Origin of the sequence: Pantoea eucrina, from assembly GCF_002095385.1 — a bacterium.
Classification (GTDB): Bacteria; Pseudomonadota; Gammaproteobacteria; order Enterobacterales; family Enterobacteriaceae; genus Pantoea; species Pantoea eucrina.
In genome coordinates this window covers 30,763-54,022 of sequence record NZ_MIPP01000009.1, presented here as the reverse complement: position 1 = coordinate 54,022, position 23,260 = coordinate 30,763, and the positions used below count along the sequence as shown (strand labels likewise).

General features: G+C 56.4%; 17 protein-coding genes and 4 pseudogenes. 10 read left to right on the top strand and 11 right to left on the bottom strand.

Translation table 11 applies throughout. The annotated features are described in order from the left end of the window. The first annotated feature begins 27 nt into the window (after positions 1-27). A complete protein-coding gene (arsC, locus tag HA43_RS06330) occupies positions 28-456 on the top strand; it encodes a glutaredoxin-dependent arsenate reductase (RefSeq protein ID WP_065647959.1) in 429 nt (142 codons plus the stop codon). A gap of 57 nt (positions 457-513) precedes the next feature. Here arsC and arsH read toward each other — a convergent pair whose 3' ends face one another. Next, positions 514-1,206: an arsenical resistance protein ArsH gene (gene arsH / locus HA43_RS06325; protein ID WP_162287177.1), complete on the bottom strand. Its 693-nt coding sequence runs from the start codon at positions 1,204-1,206 to the stop codon at positions 514-516. Between the two features lie 26 nt (positions 1,207-1,232). Next, positions 1,233-1,568: an ArsR/SmtB family transcription factor gene (locus HA43_RS06320; protein ID WP_075050709.1), complete on the bottom strand. Its 336-nt coding sequence runs from the start codon at positions 1,566-1,568 to the stop codon at positions 1,233-1,235. 348 nt (positions 1,569-1,916) lie between these two features. Here HA43_RS06320 and umuD point away from each other — a divergent pair, with 348 nt between their 5' ends. From umuD to HA43_RS06300, 4 genes and pseudogenes are all read left to right on the top strand, one after another. Continuing rightward, complete coding sequence (umuD, locus tag HA43_RS06315) at positions 1,917-2,366, top strand: translesion error-prone DNA polymerase V autoproteolytic subunit (protein WP_075050708.1); 450 nt, start codon at positions 1,917-1,919, stop codon at positions 2,364-2,366. Positions 2,367-2,374: 8 nt separating this feature from the next. Next, positions 2,375-2,602: pseudogene (locus HA43_RS06310) on the top strand (Y-family DNA polymerase); the annotation flags it as partial. Between the two features lie 73 nt (positions 2,603-2,675). Further along, positions 2,676-3,659, top strand: coding sequence for a tyrosine-type recombinase/integrase (locus HA43_RS06305; RefSeq protein ID WP_094111232.1), 984 nt, complete (start codon positions 2,676-2,678; stop codon positions 3,657-3,659). 1 nt (position 3,660) lies between these two features. Beyond that, complete coding sequence (locus HA43_RS06300; protein ID WP_094111231.1) at positions 3,661-5,784, top strand: tyrosine-type recombinase/integrase; 2,124 nt, start codon at positions 3,661-3,663, stop codon at positions 5,782-5,784. 300 nt (positions 5,785-6,084) lie between these two features. Here HA43_RS06300 and HA43_RS06295 read toward each other — a convergent pair whose 3' ends face one another. Next, positions 6,085-6,882 (bottom strand): MBL fold metallo-hydrolase, encoded by a 798-nt coding sequence (locus HA43_RS06295; protein ID WP_094111230.1) that lies wholly within the window; start codon positions 6,880-6,882, stop codon positions 6,085-6,087. Positions 6,883-6,965: 83 nt separating this feature from the next. Here HA43_RS06295 and hpxZ point away from each other — a divergent pair, with 83 nt between their 5' ends. Next, positions 6,966-7,346, top strand: a complete 381-nt coding sequence (gene hpxZ / locus HA43_RS06290) for an oxalurate catabolism protein HpxZ (RefSeq protein ID WP_094111229.1) — start codon at positions 6,966-6,968, stop codon at positions 7,344-7,346. A 388-nt stretch (positions 7,347-7,734) separates the two neighbouring features. On the opposite strand, the gene HA43_RS06285 is transcribed toward hpxZ, so the two are convergent. Together HA43_RS06285 and HA43_RS06280 are read right to left on the bottom strand one after the other, a co-directional pair. Then, on the bottom strand, positions 7,735-8,166 hold the full coding sequence (locus HA43_RS06285) for a YgiW/YdeI family stress tolerance OB fold protein (protein ID WP_094111228.1): 432 nt from the start codon (positions 8,164-8,166) through the stop codon (positions 7,735-7,737). A 321-nt stretch (positions 8,167-8,487) separates the two neighbouring features. Further along, positions 8,488-9,003 (bottom strand): MarR family winged helix-turn-helix transcriptional regulator, encoded by a 516-nt coding sequence (locus tag HA43_RS06280; protein ID WP_094111227.1) that lies wholly within the window; start codon positions 9,001-9,003, stop codon positions 8,488-8,490. Positions 9,004-9,190: 187 nt separating this feature from the next. Between HA43_RS06280 and HA43_RS06275 the strand changes: the two genes are divergently transcribed. Continuing rightward, the gene (locus tag HA43_RS06275) at positions 9,191-9,781 is read left to right on the top strand and encodes an NADPH-dependent FMN reductase (RefSeq protein WP_094111226.1); all 591 of its coding nucleotides are present in this window, start codon (positions 9,191-9,193) and stop codon (positions 9,779-9,781) included. Here the strand turns inward: HA43_RS06275 and HA43_RS06270 are convergent. The 3 genes from HA43_RS06270 to HA43_RS06260 form a co-directional block, all read right to left on the bottom strand. Beyond that, positions 9,775-10,668, bottom strand: coding sequence for a glutathione S-transferase C-terminal domain-containing protein (locus HA43_RS06270; RefSeq protein WP_094111225.1), 894 nt, complete (start codon positions 10,666-10,668; stop codon positions 9,775-9,777). The genes HA43_RS06275 and HA43_RS06270 overlap by 7 nt on opposite strands. A 354-nt stretch (positions 10,669-11,022) precedes the next feature. Next, entirely contained in the window at positions 11,023-11,739 is a 717-nt protein-coding gene (locus tag HA43_RS06265; protein ID WP_094111224.1) for a hypothetical protein, read from the bottom strand. Positions 11,740-11,811: 72 nt separating this feature from the next. Continuing rightward, entirely contained in the window at positions 11,812-12,330 is a 519-nt protein-coding gene (locus HA43_RS06260; protein WP_094111223.1) for a DMT family transporter, read from the bottom strand. 32 nt (positions 12,331-12,362) lie between these two features. Between HA43_RS06260 and HA43_RS06255 the strand changes: the two genes are divergently transcribed. The 3 genes and pseudogenes from HA43_RS06255 to umuC (HA43_RS06245) all read left to right on the top strand — a co-directional run. Beyond that, positions 12,363-13,349 carry a LysR family transcriptional regulator gene (locus tag HA43_RS06255; RefSeq protein WP_244555211.1) on the top strand — a complete coding sequence of 329 codons (987 nt, stop codon included), beginning with the start codon at positions 12,363-12,365 and terminating at the stop codon, positions 13,347-13,349. Positions 13,350-13,463: 114 nt separating this feature from the next. After that, positions 13,464-14,507 (top strand): annotated as a pseudogene (gene umuC / locus HA43_RS06250) (translesion error-prone DNA polymerase V subunit UmuC); the annotation flags it as partial. Between the two features lie 31 nt (positions 14,508-14,538). Then, positions 14,539-15,594 (top strand): annotated as a pseudogene (gene umuC, locus HA43_RS06245) (translesion error-prone DNA polymerase V subunit UmuC); the annotation flags it as partial. A gap of 139 nt (positions 15,595-15,733) precedes the next feature. On the opposite strand, the gene cobA reads toward umuC (HA43_RS06245), so the two are convergent. From cobA to nirB, 3 genes and pseudogenes are all read right to left on the bottom strand, one after another. Further along, on the bottom strand, positions 15,734-16,564 hold the full coding sequence (cobA, locus tag HA43_RS06240) for a uroporphyrinogen-III C-methyltransferase (RefSeq protein WP_065647956.1): 831 nt from the start codon (positions 16,562-16,564) through the stop codon (positions 15,734-15,736). Then, positions 16,561-19,181: pseudogene (locus HA43_RS06235) on the bottom strand (nitrate reductase). Before HA43_RS06235 ends, cobA begins: the two are co-directional and overlap by 4 nt. Next, positions 19,178-23,251: a nitrite reductase large subunit NirB gene (gene nirB / locus HA43_RS06230; protein WP_094111219.1), complete on the bottom strand. Its 4,074-nt coding sequence runs from the start codon at positions 23,249-23,251 to the stop codon at positions 19,178-19,180. Before nirB ends, HA43_RS06235 begins: the two are co-directional and overlap by 4 nt. Between the last annotated feature and the right edge of the window lie 9 nt (positions 23,252-23,260).

The following is a 23,260-nucleotide window of genomic DNA, read 5'->3' as shown; positions in this document are numbered from 1 at the left end:
GTGCAGCGCCTTTACGGAGTACCGCTTATGACTGACATTACCATTTACCACAATCCGGCCTGCGGGACGTCCCGCAATACCCTGGCACTTATCCGCAACAGCGGCACCGAGCCCACGGTGATTCTGTATCTGGAAACTCCGCCGGCGCGTGATGAGCTGAAAAAGCTTATTGCGGATATGGAGATCAGCGTGCGCGCCCTGCTGCGTAAAAATACCGAACCTTACGAGCAGCTCGGCCTGGCAGAGGACCGGTTCAGCGATAACGAACTGCTCGATGCCATGCTGGCTCATCCGATCCTCATTAATCGACCGGTTGTGGTTACGCCGCTCGGAACGAAGCTGTGTCGCCCCTCAGAAATGGTTCTGGACATACTGCCGGACCCGCAGAAGGGAGCGTTTACCAAAGAGGACGGCGAAGCCGTCATTGATGAGCACGGAAACCGCGTCAGCCACTGATGTTTCACCAGGCTGCGGGCATAGCAAATGTGAAAAAGCCGGCAGATGCCGGCTTTTTTATATGCTGCGCTGGTTTACACGCTCAGAGAGCTGCGCGGCACTCTCTTTCCTTTCGCTGTAGCGGTCGGTGAGATAACCACTGCGACCGCGCGTCAGCAGAGTGAACTTCATCAGTTCCTCCATGACGTCCACTATGCGGTCATAATACGGAGAAGGCTTCATGCGGCCGGCCTCATCAAACTCGGCCCAAGCTTTTGCCACGGATGACTGGTTCGGGATAGTGATCATCCGCATCCAGCGCCCGAGAATACGCATCTGATTTACGGCGTTGAACGACTGTGAGCCGCCGCTGACCTGCATTACCGCAAGGGTTTTCCCCTGCGAGGGCCGGACCGCCCCGGACGTCAGCGGAATCCAGTCAATCTGCGTCTTCATGATGCCGGTCATGGCACCGTGACGCTCAGGGGAGCACCAGACCATCCCTTCTGACCAGAGTACCAGCTCGCGCAGCTCTGCGACCTTCGGATGCGTCTCAGGTGCATCATCCGGCAGCGGCAGGCCAGACGGATTGAATATCTTCACCTCCGCGCCCATGGCCGTCAGCAGCCGGGCGGCCTCTTCCGTGGTGAGTCGGCTGTAAGAGCGCTCCCGCAGCGAGCCGTAGAGCATCAGTATGCGGGGCGGATGCGCCACCTCTTCGACTTTTAATTTTTCTTCCGTCAGCGGTGCATCCAGGTGCGTCGGATCGATATTGTTCAGGGCATCATTGAAGTTATTCACAATAGAGTCTCTTTATGAGTAATCGTAGCCGACAGGCTGCAGCAGCAGCCAGCGGCGCAGCACTCTTCCGTCAGAAAGGCCATCAGCTGCTCAAGCTGCGCATAGCAGGGCCTGCAGAACAGGGTACGGCTCTGCCGTTCCTGGCTTATGAGGCCAGCTGACATCAGCGCAGAAAGGTGATGACTTAGCGTGGAGGCCGGAATAGCCAGTCTTTTCTGGATGTCACCCACAGGCAGTCCTTCAGGCCCGACTTTCACCAGTTCACGGTAAATTCCCAGTCGCGTCACGTGTCCCAGTTCCCTGAGAGCAGCCGCAGCATTTTGTATGTCCACATCATCACCAAATCTACATTTCCAGAATAATGGAAATATAATTTAAAGCGGACGGAATGGTCAAGCCTCTTCCCGCCATAAAAGTGCTGCGCTCAAAAAGAAAGCCTTTTATACCCTGTTGATCCGGCTGCAGTGGCAGAGCATATAAAAAGGCCATGGCTCAGCATTTCGGTAAAATTCCAGCACTCTGACAACAGCTTTAGCCATAACCGTTTCGCTTCCTCTTGCCAGAAATTCCAGGCTCAATAATACTGTTCATATAACCAGTATAATTTAAAGGAGGATTTTTATGCGCTTTACATTTTTTTCCCTAATCCGTACACAGCAGCACGTCCGGGACGCCGCGTTATGAAAGCGGTCAGTTACGCTCAGGGCCTGACGCTGTTATGGCCGCCGATTTTTACCCCAACGGTAAAGGTGCCGCTGTACGCAGATCCCTGCTCAGCTGGCTTTCCCTCCCCTGCTCAGGATTATGTAGAGAAAGAGCTGGACCTGAATGAGCTTTGTATTCGCAGACGGGCGTCCACATTCTTCGTACGGGCCAGTGGCAACAGCATGCAGGAGCTGGGGCTTTATGACGGTGATGTTATGGTGGTCGATCGCGCGGAGCCACCCACGCACGGCGACATCGTCATTGCCGAGGTTGGCGGTGAGTTCACAGTTAAGCGCCTGCAGCTGCTCCCGAGGGTGGCACTGCTGCCCATGAACCCTGCTTACGCCGCCATCTATCCGGAAGAGCTGCAGCTGCTCGGCGTTGTCACCTGGTTCTTTAACAGTACCCGGGCCCGTCGGAGATAATTATGCCCATGTTCGGACTGGCTGACGTCAACTCTTTCTATGCCAGCTGTGAGACGCTTTTCCGCCCGGACCTGCGTGGCAGGCCGGTAGTCGTGCTCAGTAACAACGATGGCTGCGTTATTGCGCGCTCTGCTGGCGCAAAAGCTCTGGGTATAAAAATGGGTGCACCGTGGTTCCAGATAAAAACGCAGGACTATCCGGAAAAGATACACGTGTTCAGCTCAAACTATGCGCTGTAGTAAGTTAAGTGGAATGCAACATTAGCTAAGTAAACTTTGAGCAGCAAAACTGTCGTCAGAGGTAAACGCGATGCTGATCCCACCAGATGAACACGTCCTGTTACTGGCAGAGCGCTGGCTGAAACTGTTATCCGATCTGGGTCGGACGCAGGCCACTCTCGCCGCCTACCGCGGTGCCCTACGCCACTATTTTGCTTTCTGCCGCCAGAACCAGATTGAACCTGAAAAGGCCCGATTCGAAGACCTGGCTGCTTACATCAGTCCTCAGTTACCCGGTATGCCTACTCCCGCGGCCAGCGCCACGCTCCAGCTGCGCCTGTCAGCAATCCGTCTCTGGTATGACTTTCTCATGTATCTGGACCTCTGCACGGTCAATCCGTTACCCCGATCCGGCACGCCTGGCATGCTCAGTTCAGGCCGGGGACTGGTTCCTCGTGTCGTACAGCTGCCGAGTATTCCTGCCGATGCGCAATGGCAGTCTTTTCTCATTCATGCCGCCGCCTCCCCGCTCCGTGACCGCCTGATGCTGGCACTAACCTACTACGGCGCGCTGCGGCGGTCTGAAGTCACCTCGCTGAGTATTGAAGACTTCGATTTTGCGCACCGTCTTATCCGCATCCGGGCAGAAACCACAAAGAGCCGGCGTGAACGAATAGTCTGCTACAGTCCGGCAGTTGCACCCGTGCTGGCGGCTCATCTTGTGCAGATGAAGCGAACCGGAATCTGCCGGGGTGCCCTGTTTCGTTCCGCGTCCGACCGGAATCCGGGCGTGCCGCTTTCATTCTGGACCTGGAGCAAAACGGTCCGGAAATGGGCGCTTGAGTCCGGTATGCCGGACATCTCAACCCATACTTTCCGGCACCTGCGACTCACACACCTTGCCCGCGCGGGCTGGAAACTGCACGAACTTGCCACCTATGCAGGACACCGCGACCTGACCACAACACAGATTTACATTCATCTTTCTGGCAGGGACCTGGCTGCCCGGATGGCTGGCGCGATTGAAACGGCAGATATAAGGATGGCAAACCTCATTTTCAGCCCGGAGAATTGATATGAGCCCAGTCACACCGTCCGGAATCAACTGGCACCCTTTCAACATAACTGAATACCGGCTTAAAACCTCGCTGACATCCGCCGAGCAGGCAGCCCTAGCCAGCTCCCACAGCCGGTCCGGTATGTTAAGGATGAAACCTGCGCCTGACCTTATCAGGCCACTGATAGATATTGCCAGCGGAAGTGGCTGCAGCAGCAAAATCACCGGGCTTGTAATATCCAGGTTGCTGCGCGAAATGCATGAAGCCGGCATGCCCTGCTGGTGCTGGCCGCGGGAACGCTGGCAGACGCTGTGCCGGGAAGTCAGGGAGGGCCGTCCGTTAATGGCCGCGTTTGCCTGGCATCTGGCGGATTTGCATGATCCACTTAGCCTGCCTGATATCCGCAAACCCGCGCTTTATGCCTCAGCTATTTTTGGCCAGACTTTTTATTACCAGGAACTGCAACGGCTGACCAATACGCTGACGTCGCTGGGTTATGCCCCGGCCAGCCAGAAAAATCACATCTCAGGCATACTGGCCACGCTGATGATTGTAAACAGGGATCCGCGGCTTGAGGCATTTACGCCCGATCTGTTGTGGCAGGTCCAGTCCGGCATGGACGCAGGCACCTCCCGATATGTCGGGCGGGTTTCACACGGACTCGCTGCGCTGGGCATCATCAGCGCCCCGATGAGGATGCGAAACTACACCAAGTGGTACGAAAAACCGGTGCAGGGAATCGACCCGGCCTGGGTGCACTGGTGCCGGCGATGGCGGGAAACGTCGGTGCTCAGGCCCCGCTCCCGCGAAAGCCTGTACAGTTTTGTTCTGCGATGCGGCCTCTGGCTGGCAGGGGCGCATCCGGAGGTACGGGAGCCCGCAGACTGGAGCATTGAAATTTGCGCCAGTTTCATCGCGGCAGTAGGCCGGATGAATGTGGATGACCTTCAGCTGGGCACAGAAAGGGGCACCCGCAAATCGGTGCGCTCCGGCGAGCCCATGATGCCGCATTCCAGGGCGAATTTTATCTATTCACTGCGCCGTTTTATGATCGATTACGAAAACTGGGGCTGGGGACGTCTGCGTTTCAGCCCTGCCCGTCATCTTTCAACACCCGACACCCCCCTTTTCCGCCGTGGAGTCAATCCCCGGGTTATCGATGACCCCGTCTGGCTGAAACTGATATGGGCCAGTCTGAATCTGCGTCAGGGAGACCTGCTCACTGAAATACACTATCCGCTTGCCATGCTGCAGGCGATGGCCGTTATCTGGACCCATGCCGGGCTGAGAAAGAGCGAGCTCCTCCGGCTGACCACCGGGTGCATCGCGGCACAGGCGGACGATATTGTAAAAGAGGATGGCAGTATCATCCCTGCTGGCACCTTGTGCTGGCTGAATATCCCGGCAGGTAAAACCTCTAAAGCCTTTGTGAAACCGGTAGCGGCCGTGGTGAAAAAGTATGTCGACATCTGGCTGGATGAACGTCCTTCTGAACAGGCTATGCTTACCGACGAGCGAACCGGTGAGAAAGTACGTCTTCTGTTTCAGTACCGCGGTAAGCCTGCCGGCAGCGCTATCCTTAACCGCACGGTGATACCGATGCTCTGTGCGAAGGCGGGCGTGCCTTTAGAAGACAGCGGCGGAATGATAACCAGCCACCGGGGACGGGCTTCAGCGGTGACCGCACTGGCCAGCGTACCTCAAGGCATGTCTCTGTATGAACTGATGCAGTGGACGGGACATGCAACGCCTCAGTCTACCATGCATTATCTGCGTATCCGTCCGACCCAGCTGGCCGCCTCGTTCGTCAGGGCAGACAGGGTCGCTCACATGATAAGCGTACTGATTGACCACGATCCGGAAGCAGCCAGCCTGAGCGGACCCGCGACGTATTATGATTTAGGCGATTCGTATTGTACGAATCCCTTCTGGAGTAGTTGTCAGCACCGGATGGCCTGCATCGGCTGTGATTTTAACCTGCTCAAACAGAGTGCGCGCGGACTGGTGCTGGAAAGCAAAGCTTCTGTCAGACGTTACCTTGAAGAAGTTCCGCTCACACCCGATGAGAGGGCCATCGTTGAACAGGACGCAGAGAAAATTGAGCAGGCTCTTCAAAAATTGCCACTTAAACCTGAAGGATAAAACGGTCCGCTCTGTGCCAGAAGCGGACCTTTTAGCTTGCAATTTGGAACGCCATCGGGAGCAGGTCAGCCCTGTTCTTTCCCAGGTAATCAAATGTACACATCACAGTGAGGAAGAAAGGCCTTTAGCTTTATGTGAAGCTAATTTAATGCTAACCTGATTTTGCTTTATATAAAGGTAACTTGCTTAGAGAACCTGCATCAACACGTTACGGGAAAACAGCGCTTGTAAACACGTCGCGTGTCAGCAGGTTTATCGCGCTGCCGGGCCGTGCAAGCCTGATACACGCGGCACTCAAATTCAGGCCCGCTTCAGACAGGATATGTACTTTTCGCTGCAGTACTGCACGATAGTATCAGCATCCACCTGGATGTTCTGGCCCTCAAACGCGCCAAAGAGCCGGGAGAATTTGACTTTACTCAGGCGGCAGGCTATTTCGCCCACAGTATGAGCAGAAAGTGGAAGCATGTTTGGATAGCTCCACATGAACGAGACGGCATCCGCGCCCGGCGTGACCTGAACGATATCGCCGGCGAGCAGCGTGCCCTCTCCCTGTGCCCAGTGCAGCACGCTACCGCCTGCAAAGTGGCCTCCCAGACGCATCAGGGTAACGTCAGAGAACAGGCGAAGTGAATCGCCCTTCCACAGTTTGATGTGCGGACTTTCACGCATAATCCATTCGCTGTCGCTGGCGTGCAGGTACAGCGGCGCGTTAAAGGCCTCCGCCCAGTCCTGCATGGTTGTGTAGTAATGAGGGTGAGAAATGGCGATAGCTTTGATACCGCCGAGCGCGTCAACCAGCGCACGAGTGGCATCATCCAGGTTAGCAATGCAGTCCCACAGAATGTTGCCCTCGTCGGTTCTCAGCAGGAAAGCGCGCTGATTAATGGCAAAGGCAGGAACGGTTTTGATGCTGAATAATCCGGCGTCATGCTGCTGCCACTTGTTGGCATGCGTGGCCATTAAGGTATAAAAGTCCGTCCACTTCTGGCCGACCAGCGGTACGTACTGGCGTTCGTCATCACAGATATTACATTGCTCCGGGCTGTGTCCTGCTGTTTCATAGGACGTTCCACAGGCGCTGCATAGCTTAATCATGTTGTTCTCTCTTAACTGAACGGGTTATTTACTGTCTGGCAAAGCGAATTACCTGTGCCATCAATGCTCCCGAAGGAGGAGTCATGAAAATCAACAAACCATCCATCGTGGAAGAAATCAGGGCTGTGGTAGATATTTATAACGCTGCACTGGTTCAGAACGATCTGGAAACCGTCAATGCCCTGTTTATGCACTCGACTGACGTCATCCGTTACGGTCAGACCGAGAATCTTTATGGCTACGATCAAATAGCCGATTTCCGTGCCGCACGGCCCCCTGGACCCAAACCACGTCACGTGACGGCCGTCCATATCATTTCGGCCGGCGATGATTTTGGCGTAGCAAACGTTGAGTTTACTTCTCCCGGCAGGCCGGAAGCGGGCAGGCAAACCCAGACCTGGGCAAGGCTGCCGGAAGGCTGGCGCATCATCGGTGCACACGTTTCCTGGCTCAGTGAAAACTGAAAGCTCTGCAGAAGCCACATTATTTACAGCGACACACGCTAACTCTGTTTCGCTGTAATATATTCAGCTGCAAACTCCTGCCGGAGTTTGCTGACAGATAAATCTGCAGGGTATAAACAGAGGAGGTTTCAGTTTAAAAAATAAGGCAGTATTATCTTGCAAATAAAAAACACATATTCACCATGCTTATTCATGTACACACAAGTGAAAGTCATTCTTTCTGAATATTAACTCCGGATTTATCTGGAGGCATGACTTCAGGCATAAACTTAAATTATTATAACCGGGAAGAGCTAAAGCACATTGCAAGGACAGTTAAGACATTCAGCGTCAAGAAAAATCATACGTAAACCGTCCCAACTTTGCGCTTTTCCTTTTTCAAAAAGGCTCAGGGAAGCTCAATATGGCGGATGGCAAGTGACGACAGGCCGCCGCTGTGCTTTACATAACCACTGACTCTGACCAGCGAAAGTGCATCCACCTCCAGCCCGCGCCATGCCTCATCGCTGATTTCCAGAGGGATTTTCCCCGTGTTATCACGGAAGGTAAAATGGTGTTCATCCTGCTGGCTGATGATGCTGCCTTCAAGCGTAATCCAGGCGTTATCTCTAAACGAGGCAACTTCTGAAACCCTGCTTTGCATGTTTCCTTTCGGCATCATGTGCCCGGCATAAACGTCGCCCTTTTGTGGTTCTGCTTTATGATTCTGATAGCCACCGGCAGCAAAAGACAGAGATGGCATGGCAGAAATTATAAGCACAGAACATGTCAGAACAGCTGCCCGGCGGGCTCTGCTTTTAAATATTGTTTTACTCATCATTACGCACCTGTATATTAAACTCAGTCTGTAAACAGCCGAAAATATTAATTCAAGCGAAAAAATATCTCGCCAGAAAAAACGATAACTCAATTCATTAAGTGCTTTTTAAGCAGCGAATAAGATACTAAAACACACTTACCTTTACGTCAAGGTAAGTTGATTTTGTAAAGCACATATAATTAACTGACAGCATGCCTGGCGAGAATGAAGAGATTATTCTGAAAGAATTATCCCTGCGAAACCATATAAGAGAACCGGTCGATGGCAGACTGGCGACGGGGAAGGCAGCTGCCGGCATGCAGCTGCGATTGCAGTAGGTATTCAGCCTTCGCTTCGCGCTTCCAGGCTCCGCATAAACGCTGATAATACGTCATTCATCAGCTCAAGCTGCTCCGGAGATAATCCCGCGAGTATTTTCTTTTCATTTTCCACATGTGATTCAACGGCTTCGTCTATCAGCTTTTTCCCGGGGGCGGTCAGGCAGACAAACTTACTTCTGGCATCATCAGGATTCGCCTTCCGCGAGATCAGCCCTCTTTTTTCCAGCAGTTTCAGCCGGTGCGTCACCGTACCCGACGTGATCATGAGCGCCGGCAATAGTTGAGTTGGCGTGAGAATGAAAGGCTTGCCCGCGCGACGCAGCGCAGACAGCACATCAAATTCCCACACCTCCAGATTGTGCTGCCGGTATCCGGCCCTCAGCAGGGGCTCAGCCAGCGCTGTGCAGCGCACCAGTCGTCCCAGCGGACCCATTGGCGTTGAGTCTATGTCGGGGCGCTCGCGCTGCCACTGTTCCAGAATATTGTCCACGGGATCTTTTTGTCGCTGTGTGCTCATAAGGCGCTGCTACCTTGCTCTTGCTTAAGTTCAGAGGAATAATAAACCATTACCTTTATATAAAGGTAATTACACTTGCACTGTCAGCGATGATAACACCTGCTGCCCACCTGTCGCTGTTTTCCGCCGTCATGATCCTGACAAACGCGGCTAAACAAAGTTTTTATATAAAGAGAACCACACCGTAATGGACATCCCCCACGTTATTGCCCTTCCCGGCAGCATTCGCCAGAACTCATACAGTCTTGCAATATTGTCTGCGCTCAAGGCACACATGGAGCCTGCGGTTTCAATTGAAATCAGCTCTGTCGCAAATATTCCGCTGTATAACGCCGATATGGACGACGCATGGGGGCCTCCGGGGGTTCTTGAGCTGCGAGAGAACATCAGCCAGTGCGACGCCGTGGTCATTGCGTCTCCGGAGTTTAACCACGGCATGCCCGGCCTGCTGAAAAACGCGCTCGACTGGCTATCCAGCCCCTACGGCAGCTCCGTGCTCAGGGCGAAGCCGGTACTGGTAATGACCTGCTCGCCGGCTTTTACCGGCGGCGTGCGAGCCTTTCAGCAGCTGAACGAAACGCTGCTTTCCATTGGCGCGTTTATCCCGCCGGGACCGCAAATCGTGGTGCCGCTGGTTGATCGTAAGATAACTGACAACGTCTTCAGCGATAAAAAAACCATGGACTTCATGACTGGCGCGATGAACCGCATGCTCGCCGCAGTCAGCGTCGGTAAGCCCCTCCCCGCCGACATACGGGAAAGGGTCGCAGATTACTGAGGGGTCAGCCAGGATAGACAGGGTCCTGCCGGTACGATACCGGTGGGATTAATATGGCGGTGTGAGAAATAGTAATGCAGCTTGATATGCTCCATATCGATAGTGTCACGAACGCCGGGAACGTCCAGCATCCTCAGCATATAATCGTACAGGTGCGGCATCTGCGTCAGTGAACGGGTATTGGCCTTGAAATGCAGCGCGTAAACGGCCTCAAACCTTACCAGGGTTGGCAGCAGAAACAGATCCGGCAGCGTCAGCGTGTCACCCATCAGATAAAGACCTGTGCGCATCCGGTTTTCCAGCTCATCGAACGCACTGAATAACGCTTCACAGGCGCTGTCGTACTCGCTCTGCTGCTTTGCAAATCCCACCTGATAAACTCTGCGGTTCACATTCACGTGCAGCCACTCATTCAGCGACTCTGCTTCCTGACGCAGTTCCGCCGGAACCAGCGTCAGCGGCCGCTGACCAAGCGACTTCCATTCCGTAGCCAGTGTTAACGCCAGCGAGGCGGAATCGGTGCTGGCAACGTGCCCGCTCTGACGATCAAACATGACAGGAACGGTAACGCTGCCAGAGTAGTCGGGTTTGCTCTGAACATAAATGTCAGCAAGCGTCGCGCTGCCGTTAATGCTGTCCTGGTTTACGACGTCAAATTCCCATCCTTTATCGTATCGCCTTGCGGCAACTGATGATACGCCGATGGCGTGGTCAAGCCCCAGCACGGCGATCACAAGCCACGGCCGGTGGGCGAAGGGACATGCCCGCGATACGTAAAGGTGGTATCTGCCAGCCTCAGGAAGAATGTCTTCACTTAAAATATCAGTGTGCGTCAGTTCTGATACATCTTTTTGGGGATTCCAGACCCCGTTCTCGAGTACGGCCATAATTTTCTCCGGCATGAATTCAGAAAATGGCTCCGCTGTACTGTTCAGCCACCGGCCAGTAACGTATACGTTCGCCCGGCAACGCTCAGTATGTGAGGAGACGGCGACTGCAAAGCAGAGTCATGTCTTCATAATAGTTTTATATCAAGGTAAATACTTTCGCCGATATCAAAAATTTTCGGGTGGGCAGTCAGTCAGGAGGCATTGCGGATAAAAAAATGCCGATCGCATTCGCGACCGGCAAATCAATTGCACAGGAGATACCGGACCGCGGATCACCGTTATCCCTTCTGAATCTGCGTTCAGTCTATTCACGGCACATTAATGTGCCACTCCATCTTTTCCTGAACTGTCTTAGGCCAGTTTGCTGTAAAGCTTCGGCATATCACCGGTAAAATCAACCCACGGGTTGTCGCCCAGCAGCTCAGCATGTTCGATATCGGCTTCGTAGCGGATCTCAAAGTTGTCAGGACCGTGCGCGAAGGCCACGACCAGACCTTCCTTCGCGTCCATATAACCTGCGTGCATACGGATACCCGGATAGCTCAGGCGCAGTGCCTTGTCATTTTCACCCACGAAGCCCACAGTCAGACGCGCCAGCACGCCGTCCGGCAGCAGGTACATCCAGGTGAACGGGCCGCCGGCAATAACGGTCATGACTTCATCAATGCCCTGGCCTTTGTCAGAGGTGTTAACGTGAAGGCGACCATACTTGTTCAGCACAAATTTCTGTACGTCCTCTGACATGGCTTTCATGTCGTAGACCTTCGGATAAGACGACTGGCCGCCTTCGGTGGTGAACTCACCGCCATTCTCAATGACCGGCGTACGACCTGCCAGGCGGATTTGCTCCATCAGCTCGGGACGAGTCAGGTTGAACATGGAAATCAGCTGATGCTCTTCGCCTTCTGTAATAGCGCGGTTCTGATAGGCTTTCAGCAGCGGGCGCGCTTCCGCTGGAATATCGATGGTGCTGGCACGTACGCCTACGGTGTTCAGTACCTGGTTTACGTCTTCCAGGCCTGCTACGTCAGGACGGCCATCACTGAACTGAAGTTTAACGATGCTCATACAGATACTCCTCACTTACGTTGTGTTGTTAATTTTTGCAGCCTGGCTGCATTACTGCTTACTCCGGTACGGTCAGGACTTTGTCTGCTCACCGGCAGCTGTTGCTGCGCTGGCAGAGCCGGTATGACCGCCGTACTGAATGAATAAGGCTCCGGCCAGGATCAGGGCCACGCCAGCTAAGCGGGCCAGATTCACGGGGCGGGGCGTCAGGCCCATCAGGCCGAAATGGTCCACCACAACGGCGGCGATCATTTGTCCGGCAACGACGAGGACGATAAATCCGCCCGCGCCAAGTTTTGGTGAAAAAGCGGCGGCACTGCCGACATAAACCGCGCCCAGCACGCCGCCAATCCACACCCACCACGGTGCCTGAAGCGCAATGCCGATCCGCGGTGCAGGAACTTTCAGGAACCAGATCAGCGGCAGTAGAACCAGCGCGCTGACGGTCAGGGATACGAGCGCTCCCCAGAGCGGATGACCGAGCGCCTTGCCGACCGCGCCGTTGCTCGTAGCCTGAAAAGGCAGCACGGCACCGGCAAGAAATGCCATCAAGACGGGAACGAATGCCAGAATCATTGCTTTGCTCAACATGTGAAACCTCTTCAGGAGCGTGATGACTTGATGTGACTATTCTTGCCTATCAGTTATATTTATTGAAATCGTTTATATGCATGCAGGATATGCACGAGATGGATGAACTGAGAAAGATTGATTTGAACCTACTGCTGACGCTTCACGCTCTGCTGACCGAAAAACACGTCACCCGGGCCGCCGTCCGGCTGTACCGGAGTCAGCCGGCCGTCAGCCATGCTCTGGCTCAGTTGCGCGCGCACTTTGACGATCCACTTTTGGTTCGCCGGGACGGGAAAATGGCGCTGACTATCCGTGCGCAGGGGCTGCTGCCGGCGCTGGATAGTGCGCTTACTGAACTTAATACTCTGATAGGTGCGCCGGAGTTTGATCCGTCAACTGCCCGCCGCGCGTTCCGAATCGCAATGTCAGATTATGCGGCGCGTATAGTGCTGCCTTTGCTGGTCAGCCATACGCGTAAGGCGGCACCGGGCTTTGACCTGGCAATCAGCCAGGGAAGTCGTGAAATGATGCTGGCGCAGCTTGAGGACGGCGAACTCGATCTGGCTCTCGGGATTTTCCCTGACGCCCGGGGTGACATCCAGAAAGAGGATTTATTTCCCGAGCAGTTTATCTGCCTCGCCGATCGGGAGTACCTTCCTGCAGGCCGGAACCTGACGCTGGAAGAGTGGCTTGATAAACCGCACGTGATGCTGGGGCTGAAGCCCGATTCGGTGGATGAGATAGAGAAAGCGCTGGCTGCGAAAGGGCTAAAAAGGCACATCTGCGTAGCGCTGCCGCACTGGAGCGCCGCCGTCCGCCTGCTTCCCGGCACCGACCTTGTGCTGACGGTTGCCAGCCGTTCAGTGACCCCGGAACGCTATCACGAATCCCTGCGCCGCTTCGCGCCGCCAATCAAACTGCCGGGTTTTTCTTATGTACAGGCATGGCACGCGAGGAAAGACCGTGATCCTGCTCATCAGTGGCTGCGGAGCGTAATTCGTAAAAGTACAGAATCTTTCACAAACTTAGATGAGTAAGTCATCAGCTTTATTTGCCGTGCAGACCTGCCGTAGTGTTGCAACTTCCGCTTCTCGCTCGTAGCGGACATTCCAATCCAAACTAATCCTGTAGATTTTCCATTCCACATAAATCACAGCCTGAGCCAGAGAGTAATGACCGCGCTTGAGGAGATAACGCCACGCGTCGAGCAGTACAGCATTGATGAAATGTTCCTGGATATTACCGGTATTAACGGCTGTGAGGACTTCGAAGCTTTTGGTCGTCGCCTGCGCGCGCATGTATTTACCACAACGGGTCTTACCGTCGGTGTCGGCATGGGGCCCACTAAAACGCTGGCAAAATCGGCCCAGTGGGCGAGTAAGGAGTGGAAGCAGTTTCGCGGCGTGCTGGCGCTGACGCCGGGTAATCTGAAACGTACCGAAACTCTGCTAGCTAACCAGCCCGTTGAGGAAATATGGGGTGTGGGACGGCGTATCGGTAAGCGACTCAGCCTGATGGGCATCGAAACCGCCCTGCAGCTGTCACGCGCGCGTCCAAAGTTCATTCGCGATAACTTTTCCGTGGTACTGGAACGCACCGTACGCGAGCTGAACGGTGAGTCATGTATTCCGCTGGAAGAACTGCCGCCGGCAAAACAGCAGATAGTCTGCAGTCGCAGCTTCGGGGAGCGCATTACAACAAAAACAGCCATGCAGCAGGCGCTGTGTCAGTACGCTGCACGCGCAGCGGAAAAGCTGCGAGGGGAACGTCAGTACTGCCGCAACATCGGCGTGTTTATCCGGACGTCGCCACACGCCAGCGGTGAGGTGTTTTACGGAAACAGCGCCGGAGAGAAGCTGACACTACCAACACAGGATACGCGGGACATCATTGAGTCTGCGATGCGGTCGCTCGATTGTATCTGGCTTGAGGGTCGCAGATACATGAAAGCAGGCATCATGCTTGATAACTTTACGCCGAACGGCGTAAGCCAGCTAAATCTGTTTGACGATAATCGGCCACGGGCTAAAAGCGCACAGCTGATGAAAGTACTGGACGGCATTAATCAGTCAGGACTGGGAAATGTGTGGTTTGCCGGACAGGGAATTAACACTGAGTGGAAAATGAAGCGTGAAATGCTTAGCCCTGCCTGGACCACGCGCTGGTCAGACATTCCTAAAGCACGTGTGCTCTGAGACGATTATTAATTAAGCAGTTGAAACTGTATTCCACATAAACCATAGTCTCAGCCAGCGTGTGATGACTGCTCTGGAAGAGCTGACGCCTCGTGTCGAGCAGTACAGTATTGATGAAATGTTTCTCGTTCTGACGGGAATAAACGGATGCGAAGACTTTGAGCACTTCGGCCGGCGCCTGCTCGCGCATGTGCTGGCCACAACCGGACTGACCGTCGGCGTGGGCATGGGGCCGACAAAAACCCTGGCGAAATCAGCGCAGTGGGCCAGTAAAGAGTGGAAGCAGTTCCGCGCCGTGCTCGCACTTACGCCGGGCAATCCGAAACGCACCGAAACACTGCTGGCCAATCAGCCCGTGGAGGAAGTCTGGGGCGTTGGCCAGCGCATCGGTAAAAGACTGAACGTCATGGGCATCAGCAGTGCCCTGCAGCTGGCGCGTGCGCACCCTGCCCTCATTCGCAAAGCCTTCAACGTGGTGCTGGAGAGAGCCGTACGCGAACTGAACGGCGAGTCATGCATTCCGATCGAGGAGCTACCGCCAGCCAAGCAGCAGATTTGCTGTTCAAGATCCTTTGGCGAACGCATCACCTCAAAAGTGGCCATGCAGCAGGAGCTGTGTCAGTACGCCACGCGTGCGGCTGAGAAGCTCCTATGCGAACGACAGTTTTGCAGGCGCATCAGTGTCTTTATCAGAACCTCGCCACATGCTGTTAACGAGGTGTTTTACGGCAACACGGCCGGTGAAAAGCTGACGCTGCCCACGCAGGATACGCGCGACATCATTGAAGTGGCCATGCGCAGTTTGGACCGCATCTGGCTGGAAGGCCGCCGGTACATGAAAGCCGGTATTATGCTTGATGACTTCACGCTAGACGGCGTGAGTCAGCTTAACCTCTTTGACGACGTACAGCCGCGGGCTAACAGCGCACAGCTGATGAAGGTACTCGACGGCATCAACCAGTCCGGGCTGGGTCACGTGTGGTTTGCAGGACAGGGAACTAATACTGAATGGAGAATGAAGCGGGAAATGCTCAGCCCTTCCTGGACTACACGCTGGTCAGATATTCCTGTTGCACGTATATTGTAACCCGACCTGATAAGCTAAATGGCTATTTCTAGGGTTGAATGTGTATTCCACATAATAAGCGCTGGGTGTAATATTGGTTTTGACCGTCTCATCCCCTACCCGAAAAAATCGTGTCCTCCTTCCTTCGGTACGATAAGCATCAGTGCGCTGCAATATCACTTAACGCCAACTCCCCCTCATGAGCTGCGATTAGATCGGTACGGTAATAGCGCACCACGTCGCCCACAATCAGTAACGACGGCGACACCGGTTTTTGCTGATCAACAGTTTCGGGCAACCCGGCCAGCGTGGTGATCAGCACCCGCTGGTTCTGACGCGTACCGTTCTCAATAATCGCCACCGGCGTTGCCTCTCTGCGGCCATATTCCTGCAACCGGGCGCTAATCACGCTGCTCCAGCTCAACCCCATGTAAAAAACCAGCGTCTGATTGGTCGCGGTCAGCGCCGCCGCATCCAGCTGTGGTTCGCCGCTGCGCCCGTGTCCAGTGATAAAGCGCAATGACTGGGCACAGTCACGGTGCGTCAGCGGAATGCCGCTGGCAGCCGCACAGCCCACTGCGGCGGTAATACCGGGCACCACTTCGCAGACAATATTCGCCTGCTGCAGGCTGACCATCTCTTCACCGCCACGGCCAAAGATAAAGGGATCGCCGCCTTTTAAACGCACGACATTGCGCCCGCTGGCAGCCAGGTCCACCAGCAGTTGATTAATCTGAGCCTGCTTCAGGCCGTGATGACCCGGCTGTTTACCCACGTCGATACAGAGTGCACTGCTGGCGACTTCCGCCATCACCGCTTCGCTGACCAGGCGATCATAGACCACGACATCCGCACGTTGCAGCAGGCGCAGCGCCTTGACTGTCAGTAGATCCACATCCCCCGGTCCGGCCCCTACCAGCCAGACTTTGCCAGGGCTGGACGCGTTGTCCGGCGCCAGCAGTTTATCTAAGGGGTTGATCGCGTCCATCATTCTTCCTCCGGTACAGCAACAGAAAGCAAAAGGTGTTTTAGCTCCGGCAGGCATGAGCCGCAGTTGGTACCACAGCTGAGTGCGTTACCCAGTGCCTGGGTGCTGTGACAGCCCTGTTTAATCGCCTGTAAGATGGTGTTTTCCCCGACGCCAAAGCAGCTACAGATCGTCCGGCCAGCCACGGCACGTTGTGCCGATTGTCCCGCCAGCAGAGCATGCCGGTCCGCCGCATTCACAGGTGCCAGGCGAAAAGCCTGCGCAACCCAGTCATGATTGATCTCGGGTAAAGACGCGCCTGCATAAAAGACCAGGTGCAGCTCACCGTTACGCCAGGCCAGCAGGCGGTAAAGCGGTTCCGCCGCATGAGCGGTTTGCAGTTGCAGCCCGGCCAGCGGGATCGTTGCCATGAGCCACTGTTCTGGCGAACCGTCTCCAGCCACGCTAAAGCGTTGCACGCCCTCATAGGGTGTTCGCGCCCAGTAGCGCAGCGCATCAGGCGGGCTTGCGTCGCGCTGCCAGAGCCAGCCCTGCCAGCTGGCGTTGAGCGGGTGGATACGCACAGCGGTTTGTTTAAATGCAGGCTGTGCCGAGACTGGACAGCGGGTTGAAGCCACCAGTCCGCCAACCGTGCCCTGCAGGCTGAACTGTCGGTTCCAGTGCATAGGGACAAAGATCTCACCGCGCCGCAGACCGCTGTCCAGCGTCACACGCACCGTCATCCAGCCCGCATCGGACTGCACCCGTGCCAGTGCGCCCGCGCATAGGCCATAGCGTTGTGCGTCCTGCGGATGCAGGGCTGCAAATGGCTCATCACAGTGCTGCATGAGCCGGGGAACCAGGCCGGTACGCGTCATGGTGTGCCACTGATCGCGGATCCGTCCGCTGTTCATTAATAACGGGTAAGCCGTTTCGCACACCACTGGCTGCGGCGTGGCCGGTGGCAACAGGTGGGCTTTACCATCAGGATGGTAAAAGTGCCGGTCGCTAAACAGCCGGGCGCAGCCCTCGGGATAACGAGCGTTGATTGGCCACTGTACCGGCTTCATCGCATCCCACTGTGCGTCGCTCATACCGGCCAGACCGCTGATATCAAAGGCGCGCTGGCCGTTATTCTCAAACCCCGACAACGCCGCATGTTCGCGGAAGATGGCTGCCGGATGCGGCCAGGTAAAGCCTTCATGAAAGCCCAGACGCTGGGCGACCTGCGCGAGTAACCACCAGTCCGGTTTAGCTTCTCCGGCCGGAGGCATAAACGCGCGCTGACGGGAAATCCGGCGTTCAGAATTGGTCACGGTGCCGTTCTTTTCCCCCCAGCCTGCGCGGGTAGCAAAATATGCGCAAAGGCGGTGGTATCCGTTTGCGCCAGCACGTCTGACACAATTACCAGCGGACAGGCAGCCAGCGCCCGGGCAATGCGATTGCCTTCTGGCATCGAAACCGCCGGATTGGTGCCCATAATCCACACAGCTTTGATTGCTCCACGGTCAATGGCGTCAAACAGATCAACCGCCGTCAGGCCGGGCTCACGCGCCATACGCGGACTGCGCCAGAAACGCTGTAAACGGTCGCAATCTTCTGCGGTGAAACTCATATGCGCCGCCAGTTGGTTGGCCAGCCCCCCTACTTCCCGCCCGCCCATCGCATTCGGCTGTCCGGTCAGCGAAAACGGGCCGCAGCCGGGTCGGCCAATCTTGCCGCTCAGCAGGTGCGCATTGAGAATAGCATTGTTGTTGTCACTGCCGCTTTGTGACTGGTTAATGCCCATGCACCATAAGGTCAGTACGCGCTCATGCCGGGCGAACAACTGGTAGAACGCAGCGATCACCTCCTGGCTGATATCACAATGGGCTGCCACCGCCGCACCATCCCACTGCCACGCGGCCCGTAAGGTTGTGTCTACACCGTCCAGATGCGGCAGCATCGTGGCGTCAATGCCGTCATGCTGTTCCAGCCAGTGCAGCAGGCCCGAGAACAGGGCCGGATCGCTGCCCGGCCGGAGCGGTAAATGCAGATCGGCGAATTCACAACTGGCCGTGCGGCGCGGATCGATAACCACAACCTGCATCTCAGGGCGCTGCGCTTTTGCCTGTTTCAGGCGCTGAAACAGCACCGGATGGGCCCAGGCGGCGTTCGAGCCGACAAGAATGACTACCTCGGCCTCATCCAGATCCTCGTAACAGCACGGTACGGCATCCGCCCCAAATGCCCGTTTATAGCCTGTCACCGCGGAGGCCATACACAGGCGTGAATTGGTATCGATGTTGGCGACGCCGAGAAAGCCTTTCATCAGCTTGTTAGCCACATAGTAATCTTCCGTGAGCAACTGGCCGGAACCGTAGAAAGCCACTGCCTCCGGGCCATGCGCATCGATAATCCTGCGCAAACCATCAGCCGCGGCATCCAGTGCCGTCTCCATGCTGACCCGCTGGTGATGAAGCTGAGGATGCAGCAACCGTCCGGCCTGTGTCAGGGTTTCGCCCAGTGCCGCGCCCTTTACGCATAGCCGCCCGGCATTCGCCGGATGACGGGTATCGCCACTGACCTGAGGCGACGCGCTCTGCGGCTGCGTGACCTCGACGCCGCAGCCCACCCCGCAATAAGCGCAGGTAGTTTTCATGATGCCTGCGCCATCAGGTTAAGCGGACGGTTTGCGACCCAGACCTGGCCGTCCTCCAGTTTAACCGGCCAGCAACGCAGCTGATGCTGGGGATTATCAAGGCTCTGTCCGTCACGCAGGCGTACACGCTGTTTGTAAAGCGGCGAGATCACCACCGGCTCCCCCGCAACATCACCAAGGATACCGCGTGACAGTACGCTGGCTTCGCTGCCCGGCTCACGATCCTCCAGCGCATAACAGTCATCACCCATGCGGAATAAGGCAATACGGACGCTGCCAAGACGGGCTCCGATGCCGGCCTCTGGCGGAATGGCCTCCAGTGGGCAGATTTCGCTCCAGGGTTCGGCGGGCAGATGCATCAGGGGAATACCACTGGCCTTGTGTGGCTGGCGCTGTCCGCGCACGCGTGCATAGTGCAGCGTTTCATCCGGCTGGTCGCTGTTCACTGTGGCGGTAAACAGCGCACGTCGCGAGGGATCGGCCAGCGTGGTCTGCCATTCGCATTGCCAGGTGTCCACCACCTGTTGCATTTCCTGTTCCAGCGTGGCGGCGATCCCCAGGCTGTCATGAATCACCACCTCACGCAGGTAGTCCAGCCCGCCCTCCATGTTATCCATCCAGACGCTGGTACGCTGCAGGCGATCCGCCGTGCGCACGTAGAACATCAGAAGCCGGTCGACGTACTGGATTAGCGTGTCATCGTCCAGATCGCTGGCAAACAGTTCCGCATGGCGCGGCTTCATGCCGCCATTGCCGCAGACGTACAGGTTCCAGCCGTTTTCCGTGGCGATGACCCCGATATCTTTACTTTGTGCTTCCGCACATTCGCGGGTGCAGCCGGACACCGCCATCTTGATCTTATGCGGTGCGCGCAGGCCCTTATACCGGTTCTCCAGCGCGATGGCGAAGGCGGTAGAATCCTGCACGCCATAACGGCACCAGGTCGAGCCGACGCAGGATTTCACCGTACGCAGAGATTTTCCGTAGGCATGACCGGTTTCAAAACCGGCTTCCAGCAGGGTTTCCCAGATAGCAGGCAGCTGGTCCAGCCGCGCACCAAACAGATCGATACGCTGGCCGCCGGTAATTTTGGTATAGAGATCGTAACGCACGGCCACTTCGCCGATAGCAATCAGGCCCTGTGGCGTGATCTCGCCCCCCGGCACGCGCGGTACGACCGAATAGGTGCCATCTTTCTGGATATTGGCAAAGTAACGGTCATTCGTGTCCTGTAACGGTAAATGTGCCGGTTTCAGCAGGTAATCGTTCCAGCACGAGGCCAGTAGCGACCCCACCAGCGGTTTGCATACCTCGCAACCACAACCCCGTCCGTGGCTGGCCAGCAGATCGTCAAAGGTTTTGATGCCATTAATACGGATCAGGTGATACAGCTCCTGACGAGAATAGGCGAAGTGCTCACAGATGTCTTTTTTAACAGCGACGCCCAGGTTTTCCAGCTGAAGCTCCATCACCTGTTTTACCAGCGCGGCGCAGCCGCCACAGCCTGTTGCGGCTTTGGTGCAGCTTTTTATACTGGCCATATCGCCACAGCCACTCTGCACTGCATGGCAGATATCGCCTTTACTGACGTTATGGCAGGAACACACCTGGGCACTGTCCGGCAGCGCAGCGACGCCCAACCCTTTGGCCGGCGCGCCATTCAACGCAGGCAAAATCAGCGCTTCCGCTGCCGTCGGCAGCGGCATGGCGTTTAACATCATTTGCAGGAGCGTGGCATAGTCGCTGCTGTCTCCCACCAGCACGCCGCCCAGCAGTCGTGCATTGTCGGCGCTAACCACGATCTTCTTGTAAATGCCTTTTGGCCCGTTGGCCCAGTGGTAGCTCAGGCTGCCCGGCGTTTTGCCGTGCGCATCGCCAAAGGAGGCGACTTCTACGCCCAGCAGCTTCAGTTTAGTGCTCATGTCGGCACCGGTGAACTGCGCCGGTTCGGCCGCCAGATGCCCGGCCAGCACACGCGCCATCTGGTAGCCAGGCGCTACCAGGCCAAAAATCTGCCCGTTCCACAACGCGCATTCGCCGATAGCATAAATGTCGCTGTCACTCGTCTGGCATTGATCATTGATGGTAATGCCGCCGCGCGGCCCCACGCTGATGTCGACGCTCCGGGCCAGCTCATCACGCGGGCGGATACCGGCAGAGAACAGCACCAGATCTGTGGCCAGCTCGCCGCCATCGGCAAAGTGCAGCACCAGACTGCCGTCAGGCTGGGTGGCAATCTGTTCGGTCTGCTTCGAGGTATGCACCGTCACGCCCAGCGAGTCGATCTTTTGCCGCAGCATCAGCGCCCCGCCGTCATCCAGTTGCACGGCCATCAGGCGCGGCGCAAACTCAACCACGTGCGTCTCCAGCCCCAGCTGCTTCAGCGCATTGGCGGCTTCCAGCCCCAGCAGCCCGCCGCCGATCACCACGCCGCGCTGACTCTGGCGGGCACAAGCTGCGATGGCATCCAGATCGTCCAGCGTGCGGTAGACAAAGCAGCGCCCGGCGTCATGGCCGGGTACCGGTGGTACAAAGGCGCGGGAGCCGGTGGCCAACACCAGCTTATCCCAGGCCAGCTCACGTCCCGCGCTGTCACGCAGGCTGCGCTGCTGGCGATCGATCGCCTCTACCCGGCAACCGCTGCGCAGTTCAATTGCGTTCCGGGTAAAAAAATCCTCGCTCACCAGCGACAACTCTGTTGCCGTTTTACCGGTGAAATACTCAGAAAGGTGAACCCGATCGTAAGCCTGATAGCGCTCTTCGCCGTAGACCACAATGTGATAATGCTGATGCAGGTTACGGGCGACCAGCTGCTCCAGAAAATGGTGGCTGACCATGCCGTGACCCACCACGGCTAATACAGGTTTCGTTTGGCTCATCACAGGGTTTCCTGCAGCCAGCGGCTGCGTTTCAGGTTCATCAAGGCCGAACAGCGTATTCACAGAAACCGGTCCGGCATTATGGAGTTGGTTCAGCAGCGCGCCACTTTGCTGGCAGTCGCCATACAGCAGCACGCCGTTCAGTCGGCCGTCTTTGAGGAACAGGCGGCGATAGTGCCCGGCGATCGGGTCAAAACTGGTGACAGACGGGGCTTCGCGAACGTCACCAGCGCTAAACAGGGAAATGCCGCTGACTTTGAGACGGGTGCCCGTGGCCGCACTGTAGAAATCTCCCTGAGGCCGATCGGCCAGTTGCGCCGCCAGAATCTTTGCCTGGGCCAGACAGGGCGCGACCAGACCGAAGGTCTCGCCGCTGATTTCACAACATTCGCCTACGGCATAAATTCCGGCGTGCGCAGTGCGCAACTGGCGATCCACCAGAATGCCGCGCTGACAGGGAATACCGGCGGCCTGCGCCAGGGCGATCGCCGGCTGGACACCAATGGCCATCACCACCTGCTGCGCAGCCAGCGCACGGCCATCATGGAGGATCACGCTATCCGTCCGGACCGCCGCAAGGCTGGCATTCAGTTCACAGCGAATGTCGCGCGCCCGGAGCTGAGCCAGCAGTAATTCCCCTGCCCTGATATCCAGCTGTCTGTCCAGCAAACGTGACTGACGATGAATCAGCGTGACCTGACGTCCCTGCGCCTGAAGTCCGGCGGCGGCTTCAATACCCAGATAGCCCCCACCGACCACCACTACCGGACCGTGCCCGGCCAGCAAAGTGTTCACATCCTGCAGCGTGCGAAACGTGCTGACATGCGGCAGGTGGCTGCCTGGAACAGACGGCCTGCAGGGCTGCGATCCGGTCGCCAGTACCAGGCGGTCCCAGTGCAGCAGGCGCTGGTCGGTGCGTAAGGTCCGCTCAGCAATATTCACCTGTTCCACCGTCTCTCCCACCCGCAATGTTATGCCGTGACGGTGATACCAGTCAGGGTCGTGGATCAGCGTTTGCTCAACGGTGGTTTCTCCGGCCAGCAGCGGCGACAACAGCACACGGTTATAGTTGCCGTGCGGCTCACGGCCAATCACAGTGATGTCGTAACGCATCGGCGCCAGCTGCAACAGAGTTTCTACCATGTGCATGCCCGCCATCCCGTTACCCGCAACCAGCAGCCGTTGTCTCATGGTGTCGTC

Excerpts from the sequence above, each read along its gene's own strand:
- arsC (WP_065647959.1), top strand. The coding sequence starts at position 28 with ATGACTGACATTACCATTTACCACAATCCGGCCTGCGGGACGTCCCGC.
- umuD (WP_075050708.1), top strand. The coding sequence starts at position 1,917 with ATGAAAGCGGTCAGTTACGCTCAGGGCCTGACGCTGTTATGGCCGCCG.
- HA43_RS06305 (WP_094111232.1), top strand. The coding sequence starts at position 2,676 with ATGCTGATCCCACCAGATGAACACGTCCTGTTACTGGCAGAGCGCTGG.
- HA43_RS06300 (WP_094111231.1), top strand. The coding sequence starts at position 3,661 with ATGAGCCCAGTCACACCGTCCGGAATCAACTGGCACCCTTTCAACATA.
- HA43_RS06295 (WP_094111230.1), bottom strand. The coding sequence starts at position 6,882 with ATGATTAAGCTATGCAGCGCCTGTGGAACGTCCTATGAAACAGCAGGA.
- hpxZ (WP_094111229.1), top strand. The coding sequence starts at position 6,966 with ATGAAAATCAACAAACCATCCATCGTGGAAGAAATCAGGGCTGTGGTA.
- HA43_RS06285 (WP_094111228.1), bottom strand. The coding sequence starts at position 8,166 with ATGATGAGTAAAACAATATTTAAAAGCAGAGCCCGCCGGGCAGCTGTT.
- HA43_RS06280 (WP_094111227.1), bottom strand. The coding sequence starts at position 9,003 with ATGAGCACACAGCGACAAAAAGATCCCGTGGACAATATTCTGGAACAG.
- HA43_RS06275 (WP_094111226.1), top strand. The coding sequence starts at position 9,191 with ATGGACATCCCCCACGTTATTGCCCTTCCCGGCAGCATTCGCCAGAAC.
- HA43_RS06270 (WP_094111225.1), bottom strand. The coding sequence starts at position 10,668 with ATGGCCGTACTCGAGAACGGGGTCTGGAATCCCCAAAAAGATGTATCA.
- HA43_RS06265 (WP_094111224.1), bottom strand. The coding sequence starts at position 11,739 with ATGAGCATCGTTAAACTTCAGTTCAGTGATGGCCGTCCTGACGTAGCA.
- HA43_RS06260 (WP_094111223.1), bottom strand. The coding sequence starts at position 12,330 with ATGTTGAGCAAAGCAATGATTCTGGCATTCGTTCCCGTCTTGATGGCA.
- cobA (WP_065647956.1), bottom strand. The coding sequence starts at position 16,564 with ATGATGGACGCGATCAACCCCTTAGATAAACTGCTGGCGCCGGACAAC.
- nirB (WP_094111219.1), bottom strand. The coding sequence starts at position 23,251 with ATGAGACAACGGCTGCTGGTTGCGGGTAACGGGATGGCGGGCATGCAC.